A 25,417-nucleotide genomic window follows, 5' to 3' on the forward strand; every position below is an offset into this window, starting at 1 on the left:
CTACTTGCAGACGGTCCCGGCCGCCGGAACCCTGCCGTCCAGCAGATAGCCGCCCACGGCCTTCTGCACACAGGCGTTGCCACTGTTGTACGCGCCATGCCCCTGGCCCTTGTACGTCAGCCGCACACCGACACCCTTGCCCAGCGCGTCGGCCATCGCCTTCGCGCCCGCGTACGGGGTCGCCGGGTCGCCGGTGTTGCCGATGACGAGGACGGGGGCCGCGCCCGGGGCGCTGACGTCCGGGGTCTTCCAGGCGCCCGCCACCGGCCAGCCGGTGCAGCCCATCAGGCTCCAGCCCAGATAGTCACCGAAGACCTTGGAGGCGGACTGGAACTCCGGGAGCTTCGCCCGGGTCTGGTCGACGGTGAACCGCTGCTTGGAGTCGGCGCAGTTGATGGCGGCGTTGGCGGCCATGGAGTTGTCGTAGCGGCCGTCCTCGGAACGGCCGTTCAGCGAGTCCGCGAGGGCGAGGAGCAGCGCGCCGTTCCCGCCGTCGGCCTCGTCCACTCCCTGCTCCAGCAGAGGCCAGGTTTCCTTGGAGTAGAGGGCGGTCGCGATGCCGGTGGTGGCCAGGGTCTGCGTCAGCTGCCGGGTCCCGAGCCCAGGGATCGACTTCTTCTCCAGCCGGGCGAGAAGGCCGGAGATGCCCTGCTCGACCTCCTTCCCGGTGGAACCGGGAAGCTTGCACGCGGCGCCGCGGTCCGCGCAGTCCTTGGTGAAGTTGTCCAGCGCGAGCTGGAACCCCTTGGCCTGGCCGAGCGAGGCCTGTGCGGAGTCCTGGGTCGGGTCGATGACCGCGTCCAGCACCGACCTGCCGACGTTCTTCGGGAACAGGTGGGCGTAGACGCCGCCCAGCTGGGTGCCGTACGAGATGCCGAAGTAGTACAGCTTCTTGTCGCCGAGCACCTGACGCATCAGATCCATGTCGCGGGCGGCGTTGGTGGTGCCGACGTAAGGGAGCTCCTTGCCGGAGTTCTTCTTGCAGGCCAGCGCGAACGTCTTGGTGTCCTTGACGAAGGCGTTCACCTCGGCGCGGGTGTCCGGGGTGCCGTCGGTCTCGTAGCGGGCGTCGAGCTGCCGGTCGGTCTCGCACTCCACGCCCGCGCTGCCGCCGACCCCGCGCGGATCGAAGCTGACCAGGTCGTAGCGGGTGCGGAGCTTGTCGTAGTCGGTGCCGAAAGCGGGCAGGGTGGAGACGCCGGAGGCGCCGGGACCGCCGAAGTTGAAGATGAGGGAGCCGATCCGTTTGTCCAGGTTCCTGGCCCTGGCCCGGATGAGCGCCAGTTCGATCGTCTCGCCGCCGGGCTTCGCGTAGTCGAGCGGGACCTTCATGAAGGAGCACTCCCAGGGCGTGCCGCCGGGCAGGGGCGACGGGGCCTTTCCGCTGCCCTGCTCGGGGGACGGGGCGGGGCAGGGCTTCCACGTCAGCTTCTGGGAGGCGAGGTCGCCGGAGCTGCTGCTCGCCTCGACGGCGTTCGCGGCGAGCGGGGAGCTCTGCGGCCCGTCCGGGCCGCCCTTGTCGCCGCTCTCCGAGCAGGCGGTGAGGGGAAGGAGCACGGTGACGGTGGCGGCGAGAGCGGCGGCACGCAGGGCGGGGGAGGTCCTCATGGCCCCATCGTGCGGCGGGAACCGGACCGTTGCACGGGCACCGGTCCAAGCGGGTGGCCGGGGGGCGCCCGGATCGCCCGACCGGCCTCACGGGCGGCCGACGACCTGAGGAAGAGCTCTCAGGACGGCTGAGGACCCGTCAGAGCTCGTCCGCGGCCGTACGCGCGTCGGAGTCCGTCTTCGTCCTGCGGGTCAGAGCTCGCCCTTGCGGGTCAGATGGTTGAAGCAGAGCCAGCCGGGAAGCACCGGCAGCCACAGCGTCAGCAGCCGGTAGAGCAGAACGGCCGGTGCCGCGACCTCCTTCGGCAGGCCGACCGCGATCAGCCCGAGTGTCAGCGCGCCCTCGACCGCGCCCATGCCGCCCGGTGTGGGCGCCGCCGATCCCAGCGCGTTACCGGCCAGGAAGACCACCGCGATGCTCGCGTAACTGAGATGCGGCACATCCGGGCCGCTGAACGCCCGGACCGACGCGTCCAGACACATCACGAACAGGCCGGTCAGCAGCAGCATCCCGCCGATGCCCGTCAGCAGCTTCTGCGGCCGCTGCACCACGTCGAGCATGCGCGGTACGACTCCGGCGAACAGCGACCGCACCCGTGTCACCACGAACTTCCGCAGGAACGGGACCGCCGTCACCACCAGCACCAGCACGGCGACCGTCAGCAGCCCGGCGATCACGGTCCTGGAAGGCGTGAGCGAGGACGGGGTCCTCTCGGTACCGGTCAGATAGCCGAACGCCGCCAGCAACAGGATGTGGCAGCCGAGACCGAACAGCTGCGAGGCGCCGACACTCGCCACGGCGAGCCCCGGGCGCACGCCGGCACGCTGGAGGAAGCGGGTGTTCAGTGCGACACCGCCGACCGCGGCCGGGGCGACGATCTTCACGAAGGACCCGGCGACCTGCGCCAGCACGGTCTTGCCGAACGGCACCCGTTCCGGCACGAAGCCCAGCAGGCTCATCGCCGCCGCGACATAGCTGAGGGCCGAGAAGCCGACCGCGGCCGCCACCCAGCCCCATTCCGCCTGCTCGACAACCGCACCGAAGTCCGCCTGGGTGACCTGCGAGATGAGGAAGTACGCGGCGATCGCGCCGGCGATGCAGCTGAGCAGGGTGCGCGCCTTGATGCGCTCCAGCCGGACCGGTTCGACCGGTGCCTGCGGCCGGATCAGCAGCACCTGCTGCCGCATCTGGGAGAGCAGATCCTCCTCGCGCGCCTCTTCCAGGGCGTCTTCCATGGCCCGCTTCTCGGCCTGCTTCTGGATACGGAGCGACTTGCGGGCGGCCTTGCGGGCCGCCTTGTGGTCGGTACCCGCGGCGGCGGTGGCGGGCTCCTGAGCCGCTGCCCCGTGTTCGAGTGCCCGGGCCCGCTTGGCCGCGTCCGACGCGTCGAGCACCGCCTCGCGCTCGCGCTGCGAGCGTTCCCGGGCGAGCCGGCGCAGGGTTGCCCGGGTGGAGCGGCTCAGCGCGATCGGCTGGAGCAACGGCAGACAGTCCGCTACGGCATCGGGCCCCAGCACCTCCAGCGCACCGGCCACGGCCCGCTCGGCGCCCACCCGCAGACCCGTGGTGGTCAGCAGCTGGGCGACGTCCATCCGCAGGACCAGATCCCCGGCCGCGATCTCGCCGCCGCGCAGATCGGTGACGAACACTTTGCCGGAACGGTCCACCAGGATGGCGTCACCGGTGAGCCTGCGGTGCGCGATCCGCCGCGACTGGAGTGCCTTCACCTGACGCCAGGCGCCGCGCACCAGCTCGTCGGTGATCTCCGAGTCCTCCAGTGCGTCCAGGGAACGGCCGCCGATGTGCTCGTACACGAGCATCACGGCGTCGGGCCCGAGTTCGGAGGTGGCGATCAGCTTGGGAGCGTTGGCTCCGGCGGCGATCGCCGCGTACGCGAGCAACGCCTCCTGCTCCAGCGCCTGGCGCAGCGACTGGATGGAACGGCGCTGGGTGATGCCGCGCAGCGTGAGCCTGCGCCACACCCGGTAGAAGAAGCCCTGGGCCTGCTGCTCGCGGTCGACGACCGTCACGTCGAGCGGTGGCCCGTCCTCCAGGGTGACCAGATAGCGGCGCCCCCGGTCGTTCTGGTCGCCGGAGTCGGGTGCGTCCTCGGCGCGCATCGCGGTGACCGGGTGGAAGCCGACATGGCGCAGACCGGCCATCAGGTGCTGACCGGTCGGCCGTACGTTGGGCGAGCCGACCGCGTACAGCGTGCCGTACGCCACGGTCCAGCCGATCAGCACGGTGAGGACGATCGAGAACGGGGTCGTGTAGCCGCCGACCAGCATGGCGAACGCGTCGAGCAGCAGCACCACCCACAGCACGACCCGCCAGCGCGGCCGTCTCGCCATCCCGACCGCCGTCATATAGGCGATCACGGGGGCGAGATAGCCGTGTACGGGATCGGTGAGCGCGTCACCGGGCTGCGGCTGGGTCAGGGCGTCCTGGATGGTGCCGGGGGCGGACTTGGCTACCCAGAGGTCGGCGGCGAGCGTGACACCGTGCGCCAGTACGGCGGCGAGCACGCCGTCCGCGATCCGTAGCCCGTCGCGTTTGATCAGCCGCTCGATGGCGAAGGCGACCGGAACGAGCAGCACGGCGATGCTGGATACCAGCCCGGCGATCTTGATCAGGATGTCGGGCGCCTGGCCGGTGCCCTTGTTGATGTCCTGTTCGAGGCCGGTGGTCGTGCCGTGGGCGAACGCGGCGATCGCGAACAGGATGACGATCGCCAGGACGCCGATGAGGAGCCGCATGAGATCGGAGGGGCGGTGCACCCGGGCGGGGAGCAACGGCTCGTCACCCGAGACGCGCTCGGCCTGCTCCGCCGCGGCGGCCGAGAGCGTCGAGCCGGTCAGGTGCTCGGGGACGTCCTGCCGCCCGGCACCGGGCGTTGTTTGCTGCGCGCCGGATGCGTCTTGCTCCGCTTGCTCCGCGCCGTGCTTTGTTTGCTCCGTACCCGGCGTACCTTGCTCCGCACCGGGCGTACCTTGCTCCGCGCCGGGCTCTTCTTGTTCCGCACCGGGCTTTTCGGCGGGCCCGTCCGGCACGTCCGAGTACGGCTCGGCGTCAGGGGCGTCCGCCGCCTTCGGTGGCTGCACGCCCTGCTCCTTCGTCGCCTCTGATTGGTCTTCGTGTTCTCGTATCACCGGTCACCGCCCGCACGATGGTGGCACGGCCCGGCGACAGAGGAGGGCATCAGGGTGCACTGCGCGGACACGCGAAGCGCAAGATACGCCCCTTTGCTTCCGCACGCACACCCCATGAACGGGCGCCCGCGGACCGGGCCGGGCTGTCGGTGGTGTACGGCAGGATGGGTCGGATGAGCCAACACCGGACGAGCGGCAACGGGACGAGCGACGACCGGGCGATCGACGAGCTGCCGGAGTACGCGGAGCGGGTCCTCGATGTCGCCGAGCTGATCCCGCCCGGCCGTGTCATGACGTACGGAGATGTCGCCGAGTGGCTCGGCGACGGCGGCCCGCGCCAGGTCGGCCGGGTCATGGCGCTGTACGGGGCCGCGGTGCCGTGGTGGCGTGTGGTGCGCGCCGACGGGGCGCTGCTGCCCGGCCACGAACTGCGGGCGCTGGACCACTACCGCGAGGAGAGCACCCCGTTGCGCGAGGCGTCGCGCCGTGCGGAGGGCCATCTGCCGCGCCTCGACATGAAGCGGGCGCGGTGGGACGGCGTCACCGGTCGCGCGGTCGCGGACGCGGACGCGGACAGGGACAGGGGTGGAGGTGCTCACATCTGACAGCTTCGGCCATTCGGGTGACCAATGGGCGGCGCCCGGCCCGGTGCGTGATGCGGAACACGACGCGTTGCGCGACGGCACTCCCGAGACGCGTGGTACCCGCGAGAGGTGTGGCACCTGCGACGCCTGTGGTACCTGCGATATCTGTGACACCTGCGACACCCGTGCCCCCGAACGTGACGAGGCACGCAGCGGACTCGCCCCGTACCGCGTCCCCGCTGGCGTAGCGTCGTCAGTTCCCAGCACGCACCGCACTCTCATCACCAGTACACCCGGTACGCGCACGCACAACCCGCGTGCACGCACGCACAACCCACGTACATCCAGTACACCCGACACGTACACCCAGTACACCCACCAGGACCGGCGACCCACGTGAGCTCCTCCTCCACCACCCGGCACAGTCCGCACCGTCAGGCACGGCAGCGGACCGCGGGCGCGTACCGACTGGTGCGCACCCCGCCCGGCTCCGTGGACCCCCCTCTCCTGGACGCGGCGCAACGCGCGGTGGTTGATCACCCCGGCGGCCCGCTCCTGGTGCTCGCCGGACCCGGCACCGGCAAGACGACCACGCTCGTCGAGGCGGTCGCCACACGTGTGACCTCGGGCACCGACCCGGCCCGCATCCTGGTCCTCACCTTCAGCCGCAAGGCCGCCGTGGAGCTGCGCGACCGGATGGCCGCCCGGCTCGGTGCCGCCCGCGGTCCGCAGGCCACCACGTTCCACTCCTTCTGTTACGCGCTGGTCCGCGCCCATCAGGACGCCGACCTCTTCGCCGAACCGACGCGGCTGCTCTCCGGGCCGGAGCAGGACGTGACCGTCCGCGAGCTGCTCGCAGGCCAGCTCGAACTGGAACGGGACGGCTTCCCGCGCATCCGCTGGCCCGACGAGCTGCGGGCCTGCCTGACCACGCGCGGTTTCGCCGACGAGGTACGGGCGGTGCTCGCCCGCAGCCGCGAGCTGGGTCTGGGCCCGGACGCGCTGGCCGACTTCGCCCGCCGCACCGGCCGTCCGGACTGGGGCGCCGCCGCCGCCTTCCTCGCCGAGTACCTGGATGTGCTGGACGCGCAGGGAGTGCTGGACTACGCGGAGCTGGTGCACCGGGCCGTCCTGCTTGCGGAGCGCCCCGAGGTGTCGGAGCTGCTGGCCGGGCGATACGACGCGGTGTTCGTGGACGAGTACCAGGACACGGACCCGGCGCAGGTACGGCTGCTGCGTGCGCTGGCCGGCAACCGGGGGAGCGCTCCGGGCGCCGGGGGCGGCCGGGAACTGATCGCCTTCGGTGACCCGGACCAGTCGATCTACGCGTTCCGGGGCGCCGATGTGAACGGCATCCTCGACTTCCCGGACATGTTCCGGCGGGCGGACGGCGCCCCGGCCCCGGTCGGCGTCCTCACCACCTCGCGCCGTTCCGGCGGACAGTTGCTGGCCGCCACCCGGCTGCTCACCCGCCGGATGCCGTTGACCCGGCTGCCCTCGGCGAAGGTCCGCGCCCACCGGGAGCTCGCCGCGGTCCGCGAGGGCGGCAGCGTGGAGGCGTACACCTATCCGACCGCCTCCGCCGAGCTGGACAACATCGCCGATCTGCTGCGCCGGGCGCATCTGGAGGACGGCGTCCCGTGGCAGGAGATGGCGGTGCTCGTACGGGCCGGAGGCCGCATGATCCCCTCCGTGCGCCGGGCCCTGACGTCGGCCGGCGTGCCCCTGGAGGTCGACGGCGACGACCTCCCCCTGCGCCACGAACCGGCGGTGGCCCCGCTCCTGACAGCCCTCCGCGCGGTCGCCACAGCGGCCCTGCGCCGGAGCACGCCGGGCGCGGAGGCTCCCGTTCCCGACCGGGAATCCGACCGGGAATCCGACCGGGAACCCGACCGGGAATCCGACCGGGAACCCGACAACCAGGAACCTGACGGGGAACCCGACCGCGATCTCGACGGGGAACCCGACAACCAGGAACCTGACGGGAAACCCGACCGCGATCTCGACGGGGAACCCGACCAGGAACCCGGCAGGCCCACCGGGGAACCCGACCAGAAACCCGGCAGGCCCACCGGGGAACCGCCCGCCCCCGAAGCGCCCTCCTGGCTGGACACCGAGACCGCCCTGACCCTCCTCACCTCCCCTCTCGGCTCCATGGACGCGGCCGACCTGCGCCGGCTCGGCCGGGCCCTGCGCGACGAGGAGCGGGCCGCCGGGAATCGCGTACCGGCGCCTTCCGGAGACCTGCTGGCGCGTGCGCTCGCCGAGCCCGAACGGCTTGTCGCCCACGATCCGGCGTACGCCCGCGGCGCCCAGCGCCTCGGCGCGCTCCTGCGCAAGGCGCGTGAGCTCCTCGAAGGCGGCGGCACCGCGGAGGAGGCTCTGTGGGAGCTGTGGGCGGGCACTCCGTGGCCGGGGCGGCTGGAGCGTGCCGCACTGCGCGGGGGCGCGGGCGGCCGCAATGCCGACCGCGACCTCGACGCCGTCTGCGCGCTCTTCGACACGGCGGCCCGAGCCGAGGAACGTACCGGCGGACGGGGCGCGCTCAACTTCCTGGAGGAGGTCGACGCCCAGGACATCGCCGCCGACACCCTGTCCAGGCGCGCGGTGCGCCCCGAGGCCGTACGGCTGATGACCGCGCACCGTTCCAAGGGCCTGGAATGGCGCCTCGTCGTCGTCGCAGGCGTGCAGGAGGGGCTCTGGCCGGACCTGCGCCGCCGCGGTTCGCTGCTCGAAGCGGACCGGATCGGCCGCGACGGCCTGGCCGAACCGCTCACCCCCGGTGCCCTCCTCGCCGAGGAACGCCGCCTCTTCTACGTCGCGGCGACCCGGGCCCGCGAACGTCTCGTCGTCACCGCGGTCAAGGCACCCGCCGACGACGGCGATCAGCCGTCCCGCTTCCTCACCGAGCTCGGCGTCGAACCGCGCGACGTGACCGGCCGACCGCGCCGCCCGCTCGCCGTCGCCGCGCTCGTCGCCGAACTCCGCGCCACCACCGTCGACCCCGACGCCTCCGACGCCCTGCGCGAGGAAGCCGCCCACCGCCTCGCCCGCCTCGCCGCGCTCACCGACGACGAGGGCCAGCCGCTCGTACCCGCGGCCCACCCCTACCGCTGGTGGGGCCTGTACGAGCCGACCCGCTCCACCGTCCCGCTCCGCGACCGGGACCAGCCCGTGGCCCTGTCCGGCAGCGCGCTCGACCAGCTCGCCAACACCTGCGCGCTCCAGTGGTTCCTCGGCCGCGAGGTGAAGGCGGACGCCCCGGCGACGGCCGCCCAGGGCTTCGGCAATGTCGTCCACGTCCTGGCCGACGAGGTGGCATCCGGGCGCACCCCCGCCGATCTGGCCGTCCTGATGGAGCGGCTCGACTCGGTCTGGGACGGCCTCGTCTTCGACGCCCCCTGGAAGTCCCAGCAGGAGAAGGAACAGGCCAGGGGCGCCCTCGAACGCTTTCTGCGCTGGCACGTCATGGACCGCGCCGGGCGCACCCCCGCCGCCAGTGAGCACGACTTCGACGTGACGCTGGAGGCGGGGGAGTACGAGGTACGCATCCGGGGCTCCATGGACCGCGTCGAACAGGACGCCGATGGCCGGGCGTACGTCGTCGACTTCAAGACCGGCAAACAGTCCCCGACCAAGGACGAGGTCACCCGCCACCCCCAGCTCGCCGTGTACCAGCTGGCCGTACGGGAAGGGGCGGTCGACGAGATCTTCGACGGGCGGCGCCCCGTGCCCGGCGGCGCCGAACTCGTACAGCTGCGCCAGCCCGCCCCCAAGAAGGAGGGCGGCGACGCCCTTCCCAAGGTGCAGGCCCAGGAGCCTCTCTCCGGTGAGTGGGTCCCCGACCTGCTGGCCACGGCCGCCGGACGGGTCCTGGACGAACGGTTCACGCCCACGACCGGCCAGCACTGCACGCACTGCGCCTTCCGCGCCTCGTGCAGCGCACAGTCGGAGGGCCGGCACATCCTGGAGTGAGACATTTCCTGTGGCTTGTCTTTGTCGGTGACGTCTCTTCGTCGGTGACGTCTCCGGTGGCCGTCTCGTCCGTCTCGTCCGTCTCGTCCGTCTCGTCCGTCTCGTCCGTCTCGTCCGTCTCGTCCGTCTCGTCCGTCTCGTCCGTCTCGTCCGTCCCGTCCGTCTCGTCCGTCTCGTCCGTCCCGTTTTCCCCGGACCGGTCCGGGGCGTGATCCGGATGCCCGTGGTGGGCGGGTGCGGGCCACCGGCCGGCCCGGACCGTCCGGCGGCCCCGGCACGTTGTCAGTGCGTCCGGTTAGCCTCGGTCGGGTGTCCTCACCTATCACTGATCCCGAGCAGCTGAAGGAGCTCCTCGGGATCCCGTTCACCCCGGAGCAGACGGCCTGCATCACAGCGCCGCCCGCCCCGCAGGTGATCGTGGCCGGAGCCGGGTCGGGGAAGACCACGGTGATGGCGGCGCGTGTGGTGTGGCTGGTGGGGACGGGGCAGGTGGCCCCCGAGCAGGTCCTCGGACTCACCTTCACCAACAAGGCGGCGGGCGAGCTCGCCGAGCGCGTCCGCAAGGCCCTGGTCGCGGCCGGGGTCACCGATCCGGACGCCATCGACCCGGACAACCCCCCGGGCGAGCCCAGCATCTCCACATATCACGCCTTCGCCGGCCGGCTCCTCACCGAGCACGGACTGCGCATCGGCCTCGAACCCACCACCCGCCTCCTCGCCGACGCCACCCGCTACCAGCTCGCCGCCCGCGTACTGCGCGAGGCGCCCGGCCCCTACCCGGCCCTGACCAGGTCGTTCCCCACACTGGTCAGCGATCTGCTGGCCCTCGACGCCGAGCTGGCCGAACATCTCGTACGCCCCGAACAGCTCGCGGAGTACGACACCGACCTGCTCCGCACGCTCGAATCGGCCCGGCTCACCAACGCCGAGCTGCGCAAGATCCCCGAGACGGCCCAGGCCCGCCGAGAGCTGCTGCAACTGACCCGCCGCTACCGCGAGGCCAAGAAGAGCCGCGACCTCCTCGACTTCGGCGACCAGATCGCGCTCTCCGCCGAGCTGGCCCTCACCCGCCCGGAGGTCGGCGCGATCCTGCGCGACGAGTTCCGCGTCGTGCTGCTCGACGAGTACCAGGACACCTCGGTCGCCCAGCGCCTGCTGCTCTCCGCCCTCTTCGGCCGCGGTCCGGAAGGTGGCGGCCCCCACGGCGGCGGCCCCGAAGGCGCAGCGGCCACCGGGCACGCCGTCACCGCCGTCGGCGACCCCTGTCAGGCGATCTACGGCTGGCGCGGTGCCTCCGTGGCCAACCTCGACGACTTCCCGCTCCACTTCCCACACGCCGACGGCACCCCCGCCACCCGCTACTCCCTCAGCGAGAACCGCCGCAGCGGCGGCCGGCTCCTCCACCTCGCCAATGGCCTCGCGGCCCCCCTGCGCGTCATGCACGAGGGCGTCGAGGCCCTGTGCCCCGCCCCTGGTGCCGAGCGCGACGGCATCGTCCGCTGTGCCCTGCTGCGTACCCACACCGAAGAGATCGACTGGCTGGCCGACTCGATCGCCCACCTCGTCACCACTGGCAAGGCGCCCGGCGAGATCGCCGTCCTGTGCCGCACCGCGGGCGACTTCCCGGAGATCCAGGCGGCGCTGGTGGCCCGTGACATCCCGGTCGAGGTCGTCGGCCTGTCCGGGCTGCTGCACCTGCCGGAGGTCGCCGACCTCGTCGCGGTCTGCGAGGTCCTTCAGGACCCCGGTGCCAACGCCTCCCTGGTCCGGCTGCTCACCGGCCCCCGCTGGCGGATCGGCCCCCGCGACCTGGCGCTCCTCGGCCGCCGCGCCCGCCTCCTCGTCCACCGCGCCGCCCACGGCGACGCGGACGACGCCGACCCGGACCGCCGCCTCGCCGAGGCCGTCGAGGGCATCGACCCGGCCGAAGTGATCTCGCTCGCCGACGCGCTGGACACCTTCCTCGAATCGGGCGGCGGCGTGGACGACGGGCTTCCGTTCTCCACCGAGGCCCGCATCCGCTTCGCCCGCCTGGCCGCCGAACTGCGCGACCTGCGCCGTTCACTGGCCGACCCCCTGATGGACGTGCTGCACCGCGTCCTCGCCACCACCGGCCTGGAGGTCGAGCTCTCCGCGTCGCCGCACGCCCTGGCCGCCCGTCGCCGCGAGACCCTCGCCAACTTCCTCGACGTGGCCGCCCGCTTCGCTGCCGTCGAGGGCGAGGCCACCCTCCTCGCCTTCCTGGGCTTCCTGCGGACCGCCGTCCAGTACGAGAAGGGCCTGGACAACGCCCTGCCCGGCGGCGAGAACACGGTCAAGGTCCTCACCGCGCACAAGTCCAAGGGCCTGGAGTGGGATGTCGTCGCGGTGCCCGGCCTGGTCACCGGCCAGTTCCCGAGCAGCCAGTCCCGCGACGCCTGGACTTCCCAGTCCAAGGTCCTCCCGCACGCCCTGCGCGGGGACACGGCCACCCTCCCCGTCCTCCACTCCTGGGACGCCAAGGGGCTCAAGGGCTTCAAGGAGGAGATGAAGGAGCACCAGCACACCGAGGAACTCCGCCTCGGATACGTCACCTTCACCCGGCCCCGCACCCTGCTGCTCGGCTCCGGCCACTGGTGGGGCCCGAGCCAGAAGAAGCCGCGCGGCCCGTCCGGCTTCCTGCACGCGCTGTACGAGCACTGCGTGGCCGGACACGGCGAGATCGAGGCCTGGGCGGACGAACCGGCCGAGAACGAGGAGAACCCGGCGCTCGCCGAGAGGGAGGCCGACCGCGCGTGGCCGCTTCCCCTCGACGACACCGCGTTGACCCGCCGCCGGGCCGCCGCGGACACGGTGATGGCGCATCTGGAGGCCCTGGCCGCGGCGGGCGGTGCGCTGCCGGATGCGCACGAGGCGCTGCCCGACGCCCCGGACCCGTGCGACGGCTCTGACGACGCCCCGTACGACGACGACCTGTTCCCCGGCGACGCCACGTTCCCCGGCGACGAGGCGTTCCCCGACGAGGCCGACGACTGGGACGCCCTGTCGACGGAACCCCCGCCGTCCCCGGCCCCCGCCCCCACTCCACACGCCCCCACTCCACACGCCCCCACTCCGCACGTCCCCGCGGCCCGCACCCCCGAACCCGCCGGGAAACGCACCCTCACCCCGGAAGAATCCCGCACGCTCGCCTCCTGGGACCGTGATCTCGACGCCCTCACCGGCGAACTGCGCCGCGCCCGCGCCACCGTGCGCGACGTCCTCGTGCCCGCGTCGCTCTCCGCCACCCAGCTGCTGCGTCTCGCCGACGATCCCGACGGCTTCGCCCAGGAGCTGGCCCGCCCGATGCCGCGGCCCCCGCAGCCCGCGGCCCGAAGGGGCACCCGTTTCCACGCCTGGGTGGAGTCCCGCTTCGAGGAGCTGCCGCTGCCCATGCTCGGGCCGGACGAGCTGCCCGGCGGCGACGGGAGCGACGCCGAGATCGCCGACGAGCGCGACCTCGCCGCACTCAAGGAGGCCTTCGAGCGCACCCCGTACGCCCGCCGCACCCCGTACCGCGTGGAGACACCGTTCCAGATCACGCTGGCCGGCCGGGTGATCCGGGGCCGTATCGACGCGGTGTACCGCACCGGGGACACGTACGAGATCGTCGACTGGAAGACCACCCGCACCAACACCGCCGACCCCCTCCAGCTCGCCGTGTACCGCCTGGCCTGGGCCGAGCTGCACGACCTGCCGCTCACCGCCGTGACCGCCACGTTCCTGTACGTACGCAGCGGAGAGACCGTCCACCCCACTCGCCTGCCGGGCCGGGCGGAACTGGAGCGGATCCTGCTGGACGAGCCACCTCCCACGGGGCACTAGGCTCAAGGCCATGAGCGAGACCCCGGACAGCGCCGTCCGTACGTACACCGAACAGCACCGCGCAGCCTTCCTCGACGACCTCGCCGACTGGCTGCGCATCCCGTCCGTATCCGCCCAGCCGGTCCACGACGGGGACGTACGACGCAGCGCCGAGTGGCTGTCCGCAAAGCTCAAGGAGACCGGTTTCCCGGTCACCGAGATCTGGGAGACGCCCGGCGCTCCCGCGGTCTTCGCCGAGTGGCCGTCCGACGACGCGGACGCCCCGACCGTCCTCGTCTACGGGCACCACGACGTGCAGCCCGCCGCCCGGGAGGACGGCTGGGACACCGACCCGTTCGAGCCGGTGATCCGTGACGGCCGTATGTACGGGCGGGGCGCCGCAGACGACAAGGGGCAGGTGTTCTTCCACACCCTCGGCGTCCGGGCCCACCTGGCCGCCACCGGCCGCACCGCCCCCGCCGTCAACCTCAAGCTGCTGATCGAGGGTGAGGAGGAGTCCGGCTCCCCGAACTTCCGCGCCCTGGCCGAGGAGCGGGCCGCCCGGCTCACCGCCGACGCCGTGATCGTCTCCGACACCGGCATGTGGGACGAGACGACCCCCACGGTCTGCACGGGCATGCGCGGCCTCGCCGAGTGCGAGATCGAGCTGTACGGCCCCGAACAGGACATCCACTCCGGGTCGTTCGGCGGTGCGGTCCCCAACCCGGCGACGGCCGTGGCCCGGCTCGTCACCGCACTGCACGACGCGGACGGCAGGGTCGCGGTCCCCGGTTTCTACGACGGCGTGACGGAACTCACCGACGCCGAGCGCGCGCTCTTCGCCGAACTGCCCTTCGACGAGGCGACCTGGCTGCGTACCGCCAAGTCCCGAGCGGCGTCGGGCGAGGCCGGCTACTCCACGCTGGAACGCATCTGGGCCCGCCCCACCGCCGAGGTCAACGGTATCGGCGGTGGATACCAGGGCGCCGGCAGCAAGACGATCATCCCGTCCTCCGCCCTGGTGAAGATCAGCTTCCGGCTGGTCGCGGGCCAGGACCCCGACCACGTCCAGCAGACCGTCAGGGCCTGGGCCGAGGCGCAGGTTCCGGCCGGTGTCCGGCACCGGATCACCTTCGCGCCCGCCACCCGCCCCTGCCTGACGCCGCTGGACCACCCCGCCCTGCAGGCCGTGGCCCGCGCCATGGGACGGGCCTTCGGCCAGAAGATCCTCTTCACCCGCGAAGGAGGCTCGGGGCCCGCCGCCGACCTGCAGGACGTGCTCGGCGCACCCGTCCTCTTCCTGGGCATCTCCGTACCGTCCGACGGCTGGCACGCGCCCAACGAGAAGGTCGAACTCGGCCTTCTGTTCAAGGGTGTGGAGACAGCGGCCCACCTCTGGGGCGAACTGGCCGCCGCACTCCGCTGAATCCTCTGAACACCCGATCCATCCGGGGGAGTAGGAAGCACCTGTGAGCACCTTCGACAACGCCACCACAGACCGGCCCATCGGTCTCACGGCGCCCAGCGGCATCGACCGGGCGGCGCACCACCGCCTCGACGAGGCCTGGCTGTCCGCCGCGTGGAGCCACCCGACCACCCGTGTGTTCGTCGTCTCCGGCGGACAGGTGCTGATCGACGACACGGCCGACGGCGGTACGGAGATCGTCATGACCCCGGCCTTCGAGGCCCCGGTCACCGAGACCCACCGCTACTTCCTCGGCACGGACGAGGACGGCATCAGTTACTTCGCGCTCCAGAAGGACTCCCTGCCCGGCCGCATGGACCAGCCGGCCCGTCCGGCCGGCCTGCGCGAGGCCGGGCTGCTGCTCGGCCCCCGCGACGCCGGCCTGATGGTGCACGCGGTGGCCCTGGAGAACTGGCAGCGCCTGCACCGCTTCTGCTCGCGCTGCGGCGAACGCACGGTCATCGCGGCGGCCGGCCACATCCGTCGCTGCCCGGCCTGCGGCGCCGAGCACTACCCGCGTACCGACCCGGCGGTCATCATGCTGGTGACGGACGACCAGGACCGCGCGCTGCTGGGCCGCCAGGTGCACTGGCCCGAAGGCCGCTTCTCGACGCTCGCGGGCTTCGTCGAACCGGGGGAGTCGATCGAGCAGTCCGTGGCCCGCGAGGTCTTCGAGGAGGCGGGCATCACGGTCGGCGAGGTCGAGTACATCGCCAGCCAGCCCTGGCCGTTCCCGTCCAGCCTGATGCTCGGTTTCATGGCCCGCGCGACCTCGTCGGAGATCGACGTGGACGGCGATGAGATCGAGGAGGCCCGCTGGTTCTCCCGCGAGGACCTGACGGCGGCCTTCGAGTCGGGCGAGGTCATGCCGCCGTTCGGCATCTCGATCGCGGCCCGCCTGATCGAGCTCTGGTACGGCAAGCCGCTCCCGAAGCCGGGCACGGCCGGCTGACGTACGGCTCACGGCATACGCGAACGCCCTCTCCGGTCGAGCAGCGGAGAGGGCGTTCCCGTGCGGCGTTCCCGTACTGCGTTCCCGTACTGCGGGAGTTACCGGATCAGACGGCGAGCGCCTGCTTCACCTGGGCCAGGGACGGGTTCGTCATGACGGCCTCGACACCCGTGGAACCGATCACCAGGACGGTGGGAACGGTCTGGTTGCCCCCGTTGGCCTTCTCGACGAAGGCCGCGGACTCCGGGTCCTGCTCGATGTTGATCTCGTTGTACGCGATGCCCTCGCGGTCCATCTGGCCCTTGAGCCGACGGCAGTAGCCGCACCACGTGGTGCTGTACATCGTCACAGTGCCCGGCATGTCTTCGCGCTCCTCTGTCTCGTCAGTCCGTCTCATCCGTCTCATCCGCCATGCGGAGAAGCTGGAAAGTGCGTCACCGCACGGAAGGGGAACGTACGTGAGGCAACCACCATTCCCGCGGCCACCCCCGTATCGGGCGGCAGGCCACCCTCGTATCGGGCCGCCCGCCCCGCATTAGTACGACAGATGCGGCCCCCCTGTGGACAACCTCCGCACCGGCCTCTTGCGACCTGGCAGCATGGCGGGGTGACAGCAGCAACGCATTCCTCCCTCTTCCCGCAGGTCCCCGAGTCGGCCGATGCCGTGCTCGACGGCCTGGACCCCGAGCAGCGCGAGGTCGCCACGGCCCTGCACGGCCCGGTGTGTGTGCTGGCCGGAGCCGGTACGGGCAAGACGCGCGCGATCACGCATCGCATCGCCTACGGGGTGCGTGCCGGAATACTCCAGCCGACGAGCGTGCTCGCCGTCACCTTCACCAACCGGGCCGCGGGCGAGATGCGGGGACGGCTGCGCCAGCTCGGCGCGGGCGGGGTGCAGGCGCGGACGTTCCACTCCGCCGCCCTGCGCCAGCTCCAGTACTTCTGGCCGAAAGCGGTCGGCGGTGACCTGCCGAGGCTGGTGGAGCGCAAGGTCCAGCTGGTCGCCGAGGCCGCGGCCCGCTGCCGCATCCGCCTCGACCGCAACGAGCTGCGCGATGTCACCAGCGAGATCGAGTGGTCCAAGGTCACCCAGACCGTGCCCGCCGACTACCCGGCCGTGGTCGCCAAGACCCAGCGCGACGCCCCGCGCGACCCGGCCGAGATCTCCCAGATCTACGCGATGTACGAGCAGCTGAAGCGCGACCGCTCGGTGATCGACTTCGAGGATGTGCTGCTTCTCACCGTCGCCATCCTTCAAGACCGCCATGACATCGCCGACCACGTCCGCCGTCAGTACCAGCACTTCGTCGTCGACGAGTACCAGGACGTCAGCCCGCTCCAGCAGCGGCTGCTCGATCTCTGGCTCGGAGACCGGGACACCCTGTGCGTCGTCGGCGATGCCAGCCAGACGATCTACTCCTTCACCGGAGCCACCCCCGACCACCTGCTGAACTTCCGCACCCGCCACCCCAACGCGACGGTGGTCAAGCTGGTCCGGGACTACCGCTCCACCCCCCAGGTCGTCCATCTGGCCAACGGGCTGCTCGGCCAGGCCCGCGGCCGCGCCGCCGAGCACCGGCTCGAACTGGTCTCGCAGCGCGAGCCCGGCCCCGAGCCCGTCTATACGGAGTACGCGGACGAGCCCGCGGAGGCCGAGGGCACCGCCCGCCGCATCCGCGATCTGATCGCCGCGGGTGTCCCGGCCGGCGAGATCGCCGTGCTCTACCGGGTCAACTCCCAGTCCGAGGTCTACGAACAGGCCCTGGCCGACGCGGGCGTGCCGTACCAGCTGCGTGGCGCCGAGCGCTTCTTCGAACGGGCGGAGGTACGGGAGGCGGGCGTCGCCCTGCGCGGTGCGGCCCGCGCGGGGGGCAACGACTCCCTGCTCGACGACGCGGAGGGGCTGTCGGCTGAGGTGCGCGCGGTGCTCTCCACCAAGGGGTGGACCACGGAACCGCCCGCGGGCTCCGGCGCGGTGCGCGACCGCTGGGAATCCCTGGCAGCCCTGGTCCGGCTTGCCGAGGACTTCGAACAGGCCAAGCCGGGCGCGACGCTCTCCGACCTGGTGGCGGAGCTCGACGAGCGGGCCGCCGCCCAGCACGCCCCCACCGTCCAGGGGGTCACTCTCGCCTCGCTTCACTCGGCCAAGGGACTGGAGTGGGACGCCGTGTTCCTGGTCGGTCTGACCGAGGGCATGATGCCGATCACCTACGCCAAGACCGACGAGCAGATCGAGGAGGAGCGTCGGCTGCTGTACGTAGGTGTCACCCGGGCGCGCCTCAACCTCTCGCTGTCGTGGTCGCTGTCCCGCTCGCCCGGTGGCCGCGCGGGACGCCGTCCGAGCCGGTTCCTGAACGGACTGCGCCCCGGCTCGGTGGCCCTCGGCGCGCGTAACGCGGCGGGTGGCGGCGGCGGGATCGAGCGGGGCCTCGGACCGGTCGCCAGGCGCGGCACACGCGGCCCTGCCCGGTGCCGGGTCTGCGGCAAGACCCTCACCGATGCGGGCGAGATGAAGCTGATGCGCTGCGACGACTGCCCCTCCGACATGGACGAGGCGTTGTACGAGCGGCTGCGCGACTGGCGGGCGGTCCGGGCGAAGGAGATCGGTCAGCCCGCGTTCTGCGTCTTCACGGACAAGACGCTGATGGCGATCGCGGAGGCGGTGCCGGGCAGCGCGGGCGAGTTGGCCGGGATCTCCGGGGTCGGCGCGCGGAAGCTGGACCGGTTCGGGACTGCGGTACTTGCCATTTGCGCAGGTGAGACGGTGGAGGAAGGGGTCGGGGACGCTGTTGACGAGGTGTGAGAAAAACTCGTCGAAAAAATAGTTTGCGCCCGCCCCAGTCATCACCATAGGTTCTTAACCACGGGAACAGCGACTTCTCTGAAGCCCTGGCCCTGTGCTGTACTTATACGAATACGTAGGACCGGTTGGCCGGTCCGCCCGAGACGCCGAGAGGAGGCGATTGAAGTGATCAGCATCATCGAGACCAACAAAGTGACCGATCTCTCGGTCGTCTCCGCCTGCTCGCTCGGCCTCGCCTGCTCTTCCGAGTCCTCCCTCCGTGGCACCGGTATGTCCGGCATTTCTGCCGCCAGCCCGCTGTCCCTGGCGAGCCTCCCCGTGCGGGAGCGCAATGAGCGACCGATCCAGGCACCGGCAGCAGCAGTAGCGAAGGGACAGGCCCAGGCCTATGCCTTTGCGGCCGTCGGTGCGGGAGCGGAATCCGGCGCCAAGAAGCAGATGACGCACCACCACACGATGTGGGCCTTCCGTGGGCCTGAACCCTGGAGTGATCCAGCCTGATTCACCATCAGGCCGGCGCCTTCAGGGCCGCGGAACCCCACTCGGGATCCGCGGCCCTTTTGTTTTGTCCAAACGGACGAGACAACCCGAAGGAGCCTCGGGACAAGCAGCACCCGGTACCAGCCGCCCCCCGGCCAACAGGCCGGAACGACCAGACGAGGACACCACCCACCGTGCAACTCGAAGCGCACGCCCCGTCCGTACCGCCTTCCGACACGATCCCGCCGCCCGGCCTCACGGAGGACTCCGCCTTGATCCCCCTCACTGCGCTCACCGCGCTCGACGACGCCATCGAGAACCTCGGCGTGCCCGTCCCCTGCCGCTCCTATGACCCGGAGGTCTTCTTCGCCGAGTCGCCGGCGGATGTCGAGTACGCCAAGTCCCTCTGCCGCACCTGCCCGCTCGTGGAGGCCTGCCTCGCCGGCGCCAAGGAGCGGCGCGAGCCGTGGGGTGTCTGGGGTGGTGAGCTCTTCATCCAGGGCGTCGTCGTCGCTCGCAAGCGGCCGCGTGGTCGTCCGCGCAAGAACCCGGTCGCGGCGTGACCGCCGTGCTGGGGGTCACGGCCCCCAAACCCATGAAGCGCCCCGGAACCATCGACCGTCCCCACACCCACGATCCCCGAAATCAGGCTCCAATGTCCGTCCCCACGAATGAGCCCGTCGGCTCCGCAACACCGAACGTCACGATCATCGGCGCGAACGACTCGCGTCAGAACAGGACCCGCGAGATGCAACTCATCCCAGAAGCCCTGGCTCGTGCGCATATGCACGACCGCCTGAGGGAAGCCGACACGCAACGCCAAGCCGTCCGCCTGGTCACCGCGCGCCGGATGCAGCGTCGGGCCGAGCGCGCCTCGATGCGCGCCCGCCGTGCGCTGGCCATGGCGGTCATGCACTAGTCAGGCCGGACACCAGCAGCACCCGCTGCCCGGCAGCCGCTCTGCCCGGGAGCAATCAGTACCCATAGTGAGTACCCCTTCCGCGGGGCCGGTCCGTTCGGACCGGCCCCGCGGTCGTGCTGTTCGGCCGTGCTGTGCGGTCGTGTTGTGTGGTGCCGCGCGGCACGGCAGCGACGGAGTTATCGTCACAAGGTGAACGAGGAGACTCATCACCGGATTCAGCAACCCCCGCAGAGGGACGCCGCAGTGGTCGCGTGTGCCCTGTGCGGCACCTCCGCCGACAGCGAGACCGCACCGCCGACCTGGATCTGTTCCGTGGAGAACGGCAGACGCCAGTACTTCTGCGAAGAGTGCGCCCGCACCCATATCAGGGCGATCGAGAGCCGTCTCGACTCCGCCTGGTGGTGACGCCCCGGGTGTGACGGCCTGGGACGTGACGGCCCGGGGTGTGAGGGTTCGGGCGTGACGGTCCGACCTCGGTACCTGGCCTGAAGGCCGGCTGCCCTATGCGCCGGCGGCCGCGTCGCCCGCCAACTCCTGTACCACGGGCTCCTGCTCATCCGCCGCAAGGAACCCGGGTACCCAGGACTCGAGTTCGTCGCGCAGCCGCACCGTCGCACCCAGCTGACACAGCACCCCGATCGTGCTCAGCGTCACCCGGTGTATCAGCAGATAGGCGGGCGGCAGATTCAACTGCTTGCCCAGCTGATGAGCGGGCGAGCGAGGATCCGCGATCCGCGCCGCCTGATTGCGCATCCAACTCCGGGTGAAGGTGAACTCCTCCACCTGCGCCGGTTCGATGATCGGGAGGAGATAGTCGAGCACCGCATCAGGGCCGAGGTCGATCGATTCCTTGACGAAACCCTCCTCGCGCAGCAGCTCGTACACTGCCTCCGCGTCACCCGCCAGCGCCAGCCGCAAGGAATCACCGATGGTCTGCGGCAGACCACCCGGCAACCGGTCCACCGTGCCGAAGTCCAGCACCCCGAGCCGCCACTGCCCGGCTTCGCCGGCCTCGTCGGTCACGCCTGTCTCACCGATTTCGCCGGTCTCGTCGTCCGGGGACAGCAGCCGGAAGTTGCCCGGATGCGGGTCCGCGTGCAGCAACCCGGTGCGCGCCGGCCCCGAGAAAAGGAAACGCGCCAGCAACTGACCGGCCCGGTCCCGCTGTTCCGGCGTGCCCTCCGCGATCACATCGGCCAGTGGAACACCGTCCATCCACTCCGTCACCAGCACCTGGTCGGACTGGTGCACGACACCGGGGATCACGACATCCGGATCGGCCGCGAACTCCTCCGCATGGACCCGCTGCGACCGTGCCTCCTGTTCGTAGTCCAGCTCCTCCGAGACCCGGTCACGCAGCTCCGTGATGAGCGGCTTGATGTCCATTCCCGGGATCAACGGGCCGAGCAGCCGGGCGAACCTGCTGAGCTGGGTCAGATCCGAGAGCAGCGCCTCTCCGGCGCCCGGATACTGCACCTTCACCGCCACATCCCGCCCGTCGTGCCACACCGCCCGGTGGACCTGACCGATCGAGGCGGCGGCCGACGGCTTGTCATCGAATGCGAGGAACAGCTCCCGCCAGTCCTTGCCGAGCCGCTCCTCCAGCACCGCGTGCACCGTGCCGCTGGGCAGGGGAGGCGCGGCTTCCTGCAGTTTGGTGAGCGCCGCCCGGTACGGTCCGGCGACCTCCTCGGGCAGCGCCGACTCGAAGACGGACAGGGCCTGACCCAGCTTCATCGCCCCGCCCTTCAACTCCCCCAGGACCTTGAAGAGCTGATCCGCGGTGCGCTGCTGGACCTCCCGGGCGACCAACTCCGCGGACTTCCCGCCGATCCGCTTGCCCAGGCCCCACGTGGCGCGGCCTGCGAAACCCAGTGGCAGGGCGGCCAACTTGGCGGTACGGGTGACCGCTTTCCGGGGTAGATCAGACATGAGCCCCTCCAAATCCCAGACTGCCGTACCGCGTGCGACGGTTACCCGGCCATTGTGTCGTGTACCGCGTCGGCCACGGAGGCGCGCTCCCCCTCAGTGTGCCCAGCCGCTCCGCAGCAGCAGCCGAGATGCGCCCCGATCCGCTCGGACCGCCAGTCCAACAGCGGCAGCGCGGCCTCCCAGCGGGTCCCCGTACTGGCCGGCAGCTCCCCGTCCAGAAAGGACAGCGCGTGGGCGGCCGCCAGACCGGCCACCGCCGCCGCCAGTCCCAGGTCGCAGGCCTGGACAGCGTTCCGCCGCCCGGACTGCCACTGCGAGAGCATCCTGGACCAGTCCTTGTCCCGCTCCGCACGCGTCAGCGCCAGACATCCCGCGCACGCCGTGCCCCCGGGCAGAACCAGGGGCCCGACCACTCCCGTCGCCTCCATCACTCCGGCATAGAGATGGGGAGTCCCCGAAGCGATCCACGGTTCCGCCGGGCGCGGGTCGGGGGCGTACACCGCGAGACCGTCACGAGGGGCGACCACGATCAGGGACAGCCCCGGCTCGCCACCCGCCGAGGCCTCAGCCGTCTCCGCCGTCCGGGGAGCCGAACCGGCAGCGGATCTGCGCACCAACTGCCGGGCCGCGGTGGCTCTGCGCTCCCCGACGGCTGTCGGTGGAAGCCCACCGGGTGAGACGTCCCACGGCTCGGTGCACCCGCCGTCCAGGACCTCCACCCTGCCCACCCCGGATCCGGACAGCACCGCCGCGATCGTGGCACCGACCCGCCCGGCACCCCGCACCTGTACCCGCATCGCCCGGCGGGCCGCCAACCGCCGCATCCCGCCACCCGGCTCGGGATGGACGACGGAGAGCGACGCCAGATCAGGGCGGTGCCGCTCCATGGCATCGGGCCGGTTCCGTAACGCATCGGTCTCCGGGCCGGCGGCCCGCACATCGTCGATCAGGCCGGCCTCCATCAAGCGGCCGACCAGTGTGTCCACTTGATGGTCCGACAGATCCAGTGCCCGGGCCTCTTCACGCAGCAGCGGCAGGCCGCGCGTACCGTCGAGCAGTTCCAGAAAACAGCCCATGGCGATATCCATCGGGCCGAGCTTCACCGCATGAGCGGCGGTCACCCCGAATTGCACGGTGCCCTGTCTGCACCACGCGCGGCGCAGTGCGGGCTTCAACATCGGATACACGCCTTCCCCCCGGTCTGTGTTCCATGATCTCTGTGCGTGGGCTGTGGCCCGGATCTCCGCGAGATCCGTTGCCAGAATGCAGGTCGGCGGCGAAGTGTGCAGAAAGTTATCCACAGGCATGGGGTATTAGTCGTTCAAATGGTGCATGGCGTGGAGTGGATCGCGCGCGAACCGTCCCGGAGGCGGGACTTCCCCCACTGCCACCGGGTAACGTCATGGCGTGCCCGCCGACCCGTCACCCGGACTCGCCGGGGAGACCCCCGCGCGCAGTGCCGGAACCCCTCAGCGCAGCGTGGTGGACCGTCCGCCCCGCGCCTCGGCAACGAGCGCGGTCGAGGTCCGCAGGAGCACCCGCCGCAGCAGAACGGTCTCCGCTTACCGGGAGGGTGACCGCACCATCGTGCTCATCCCCGCCCGGATGTCCGAGGCCGAGGAGCAGCGCTGGGTGAACGTGATGCTCGACAAGCTCGCGGCCCAGGAGAGCAAGCGCATCCTCGGCGACAGCGAACTGACCGAGCGCGCCGAGCGGTTGTCCGCCCAGTATTTCGAGGGCCGGGCCAGACCCGCGTCCGTGCGATGGGTGACCAATCAGAACACCCGATGGGGGTCCTGCACCCCGGCTGAGGGCAGCATTCGCCTGTCGCACCGGCTGCAGGGCATGCCCGAGTACGTCGTCGATTACGTACTGGTCCATGAGCTGGCCCATCTGCTCGTCCCCGGCCACGGTCCGCGCTTCTGGCGGCTGCTGGAGGCATATCCCCGCACCGAACGGGCCAGGGGATACCTGGAGGGTGTGGTGGCGGCCGACCGGCTGCCGCATCTGCCCGCCGCGCGCGGTGAGTGACGGTCAGCGGTTCTGTACCGGGTCTGTACCGACTTAGCTCAATGCCGGAGTTTGCGGTTAGCCTGGCGCGACGCATTCACATTCGGGATGGGGGACGGTCGTTACGCATGGCGAGGGAATTCCAACGCGGCCACAAGGCCAAGATCAGCGATCTCACACCGGGGACGGACCTGTACGTAGGTGTGCAGATCGCCGGCCCGGGACTGACCTTTGACATCAGCTGCTTCGGCCTCGATGCCAATGAGCAGCTCTCCGACGACCGGTATTTCATCTTCTTCAATCAACCTAAATCGCCCGAGGAGTCCATTCAGCTCCTCGGCGCCCAGGCCGGTGACACCGAGTCGTTCCGTGTCACGCTGGACCGCATCCCGGCGAACATCCACAAGCTGTCGTTCACCGCGACGGTCGACGGCGCCGGACAGATGTCCCAGGTCGGCCCCGGCTACATCCGGATCGTCGCGGGTGGCGAGGAAGTCGTCAGGTACGCCTTCAGCGGTTCGGAGTTCACCACCGAGCGTGCGGTGATGCTGGGCGACTTCTATCTGAAGGACGTCTGGCGGTTCGCCGCCGTGGGCCAGGGATTCGACGGCGGCCTCGACGCGCTGCTGAAGAACTTCGGCGGCGAGGTCGCCGAAGAGGCGCCCGCCGCACCTCAGCCGCAGGCCGCCGCCCCCTCGTTCGCCCCGCCCGCCCAGGCGGCCGCACCGGCACCCGCCCCGTCCTTCGGTGCCCCGGCCGCGCAGGCCCCGGTTCCCACGCCGCAGCAGCAGATGCATGCCGCGCCGACGATAGCGGCCCCGATGGCACCGCACGGCGGCATGGTGCCGCCGCCCGCCCCCGCCCCGGCTCGCTACGGACAGCCGCCCCAGCCGCCCCAGCAGCCGCAGTTCGGGCAGATCCCCGGTCAGCAGCCCGCGCCCGTCGCTCCGTACGGCCAGCAGGCTCCTGCCCCGTACGGCCAGCAGCCCCCCGGAATGCAGCCCCCCGGTATGCCCCAGGGCGTTCCGCAAGGGGTGCCGCAGGCCGGGGCCGGGCTTCAGGCCGCGCTCCAGCCGTACAAGGAGACGGCGACCGGGCAGCGTTGGACCCCGCAGAACCAGCAGCTCATGCGGGTCGACCTCACCATGGGCGGTACGCCCGTGCTCGCCCGTCAGGGCAGCATGGTGATGTACCAGGGCAAGGTCGACTTCGGTTACAAGGGCGCCGGTTTCGCCGGCCGCATCGTCGGCAACGCAACCGGCCAGGAAATGCAGCTGATGCGCTGCACCGGTCGCGGACAGGTCTTCCTCGCCGAGGACGGCTCCCATCTGCACGCCATCGAACTGCAGGGCGACGGCATCTGCGTCTCGGCGGAGAACGTCCTCGCCTTCGACGAGTCGCTGCAGCACGAGGTCCGCAGGATCGAAGGCCACGGCATCCCCGGCGGCGCCCTGTTCACCATGCAGTTCCAGGGCACCGGCACGGTCGTCGTCAAGACTCACGGCGTCCCCGTCGTCCTGCCCGTCACCCCGACCACCTTCGCCGACTGCAACGCCGTCGTCGCCTGGTCGTCGGCGGCCCAGGTGATCATCTCGAGCCAGGTCCGGCTGCGCCGCAACGCGTACCCGGGACACAGCGGCGAGACCGTGAACCTTCAGTTCCGGGGCGCCCCCGGCAACTTCATCGTCGTCCAGCCCTACGAGGTCTGAGGGAG

General features: G+C 71.2%; 17 protein-coding genes. 12 read left to right on the plus strand and 5 right to left on the minus strand.

What is annotated here, in order from left to right; genetic code table 11:
• Positions 1-1,608 (minus strand): alpha/beta hydrolase, encoded by a 1,608-nt coding sequence (locus ACFVV1_RS02055; protein WP_389983034.1) that lies wholly within the window; start codon positions 1,606-1,608, stop codon positions 1-3.
• 192 nt (positions 1,609-1,800) lie between these two features.
• On the minus strand, positions 1,801-4,710 hold the full coding sequence (locus ACFVV1_RS02060; protein ID WP_389983037.1) for a lysylphosphatidylglycerol synthase domain-containing protein: 2,910 nt from the start codon (positions 4,708-4,710) through the stop codon (positions 1,801-1,803).
• A 221-nt stretch (positions 4,711-4,931) separates the two neighbouring features.
• Here ACFVV1_RS02060 and ACFVV1_RS02065 point away from each other — a divergent pair, with 221 nt between their 5' ends.
• From ACFVV1_RS02065 to nudC, 5 genes are all read left to right on the plus strand, one after another.
• Positions 4,932-5,363, plus strand: a complete 432-nt coding sequence (locus ACFVV1_RS02065; RefSeq protein ID WP_389983041.1) for an MGMT family protein — start codon at positions 4,932-4,934, stop codon at positions 5,361-5,363.
• Between the two features lie 375 nt (positions 5,364-5,738).
• Complete coding sequence (locus ACFVV1_RS02070; protein ID WP_389983044.1) at positions 5,739-9,317, plus strand: UvrD-helicase domain-containing protein; 3,579 nt, start codon at positions 5,739-5,741, stop codon at positions 9,315-9,317.
• A gap of 309 nt (positions 9,318-9,626) precedes the next feature.
• Positions 9,627-13,160: a UvrD-helicase domain-containing protein gene (locus ACFVV1_RS02075; RefSeq protein ID WP_389983047.1), complete on the plus strand. Its 3,534-nt coding sequence runs from the start codon at positions 9,627-9,629 to the stop codon at positions 13,158-13,160.
• Between the two features lie 10 nt (positions 13,161-13,170).
• Positions 13,171-14,565, plus strand: coding sequence for a dipeptidase (locus tag ACFVV1_RS02080; RefSeq protein WP_389983050.1), 1,395 nt, complete (start codon positions 13,171-13,173; stop codon positions 14,563-14,565).
• Between the two features lie 43 nt (positions 14,566-14,608).
• Positions 14,609-15,556 (plus strand): NAD(+) diphosphatase, encoded by a 948-nt coding sequence (gene nudC, locus ACFVV1_RS02085; protein ID WP_389983052.1) that lies wholly within the window; start codon positions 14,609-14,611, stop codon positions 15,554-15,556.
• A 106-nt stretch (positions 15,557-15,662) separates the two neighbouring features.
• Here nudC and ACFVV1_RS02090 read toward each other — a convergent pair whose 3' ends face one another.
• Positions 15,663-15,917 (minus strand): mycoredoxin, encoded by a 255-nt coding sequence (locus ACFVV1_RS02090; RefSeq protein WP_389983055.1) that lies wholly within the window; start codon positions 15,915-15,917, stop codon positions 15,663-15,665.
• Between the two features lie 246 nt (positions 15,918-16,163).
• On the opposite strand from ACFVV1_RS02090, the gene ACFVV1_RS02095 reads away from it, so the two are divergent.
• From ACFVV1_RS02095 to ACFVV1_RS02115, 5 genes are all read left to right on the plus strand, one after another.
• Positions 16,164-18,359, plus strand: a complete 2,196-nt coding sequence (locus ACFVV1_RS02095; RefSeq protein WP_389983058.1) for an ATP-dependent DNA helicase UvrD2 — start codon at positions 16,164-16,166, stop codon at positions 18,357-18,359.
• Between the two features lie 165 nt (positions 18,360-18,524).
• The gene (locus ACFVV1_RS02100; protein ID WP_389983060.1) at positions 18,525-18,860 is read left to right on the plus strand and encodes a hypothetical protein; all 336 of its coding nucleotides are present in this window, start codon (positions 18,525-18,527) and stop codon (positions 18,858-18,860) included.
• Between the two features lie 173 nt (positions 18,861-19,033).
• Positions 19,034-19,402, plus strand: a complete 369-nt coding sequence (locus ACFVV1_RS02105) for a WhiB family transcriptional regulator (RefSeq protein WP_389983063.1) — start codon at positions 19,034-19,036, stop codon at positions 19,400-19,402.
• Positions 19,403-19,434: 32 nt separating this feature from the next.
• Positions 19,435-19,758, plus strand: a complete 324-nt coding sequence (locus ACFVV1_RS02110; protein ID WP_389983903.1) for a hypothetical protein — start codon at positions 19,435-19,437, stop codon at positions 19,756-19,758.
• 192 nt (positions 19,759-19,950) lie between these two features.
• Entirely contained in the window at positions 19,951-20,166 is a 216-nt protein-coding gene (locus ACFVV1_RS02115) for a hypothetical protein (RefSeq protein WP_389983066.1), read from the plus strand.
• Between the two features lie 96 nt (positions 20,167-20,262).
• Here ACFVV1_RS02115 and ACFVV1_RS02120 read toward each other — a convergent pair whose 3' ends face one another.
• Together ACFVV1_RS02120 and ACFVV1_RS02125 are read right to left on the minus strand one after the other, a co-directional pair.
• The gene (locus ACFVV1_RS02120) at positions 20,263-21,693 is read right to left on the minus strand and encodes an ABC1 kinase family protein (protein WP_389983069.1); all 1,431 of its coding nucleotides are present in this window, start codon (positions 21,691-21,693) and stop codon (positions 20,263-20,265) included.
• Positions 21,694-21,734: 41 nt separating this feature from the next.
• Positions 21,735-22,880: a ThiF family adenylyltransferase gene (locus ACFVV1_RS02125; protein WP_389983072.1), complete on the minus strand. Its 1,146-nt coding sequence runs from the start codon at positions 22,878-22,880 to the stop codon at positions 21,735-21,737.
• 220 nt (positions 22,881-23,100) lie between these two features.
• Here ACFVV1_RS02125 and ACFVV1_RS02130 point away from each other — a divergent pair, with 220 nt between their 5' ends.
• Positions 23,101-23,724 (plus strand): M48 family metallopeptidase, encoded by a 624-nt coding sequence (locus ACFVV1_RS02130; protein WP_389983075.1) that lies wholly within the window; start codon positions 23,101-23,103, stop codon positions 23,722-23,724.
• Positions 23,725-23,831: 107 nt separating this feature from the next.
• Positions 23,832-25,412, plus strand: coding sequence for a TerD family protein (locus ACFVV1_RS02135; protein WP_389983078.1), 1,581 nt, complete (start codon positions 23,832-23,834; stop codon positions 25,410-25,412).
• Positions 25,413-25,417 lie beyond the last annotated feature (5 nt).

Origin of the sequence: Streptomyces sp. NPDC058092, assembly GCF_042884935.1 — a bacterium.
Classification (GTDB): Bacteria; Actinomycetota; Actinomycetes; order Streptomycetales; family Streptomycetaceae; genus Streptomyces.

Coding starts and splice junctions, on each gene's coding strand:
- ACFVV1_RS02090 (WP_389983055.1), bottom strand. CDS start 15,917: ATGCCGGGCACTGTGACGATGTACAGCACCACGTGGTGCGGCTACTGC.
- ACFVV1_RS02135 (WP_389983078.1), top strand. CDS start 23,832: ATGGCGAGGGAATTCCAACGCGGCCACAAGGCCAAGATCAGCGATCTC.
- ACFVV1_RS02080 (WP_389983050.1), top strand. CDS start 13,171: ATGAGCGAGACCCCGGACAGCGCCGTCCGTACGTACACCGAACAGCAC.
- ACFVV1_RS02110 (WP_389983903.1), top strand. CDS start 19,435: ATGAAGCGCCCCGGAACCATCGACCGTCCCCACACCCACGATCCCCGA.
- ACFVV1_RS02065 (WP_389983041.1), top strand. CDS start 4,932: ATGAGCCAACACCGGACGAGCGGCAACGGGACGAGCGACGACCGGGCG.
- ACFVV1_RS02055 (WP_389983034.1), bottom strand. CDS start 1,608: ATGAGGACCTCCCCCGCCCTGCGTGCCGCCGCTCTCGCCGCCACCGTC.
- ACFVV1_RS02120 (WP_389983069.1), bottom strand. CDS start 21,693: ATGTCTGATCTACCCCGGAAAGCGGTCACCCGTACCGCCAAGTTGGCC.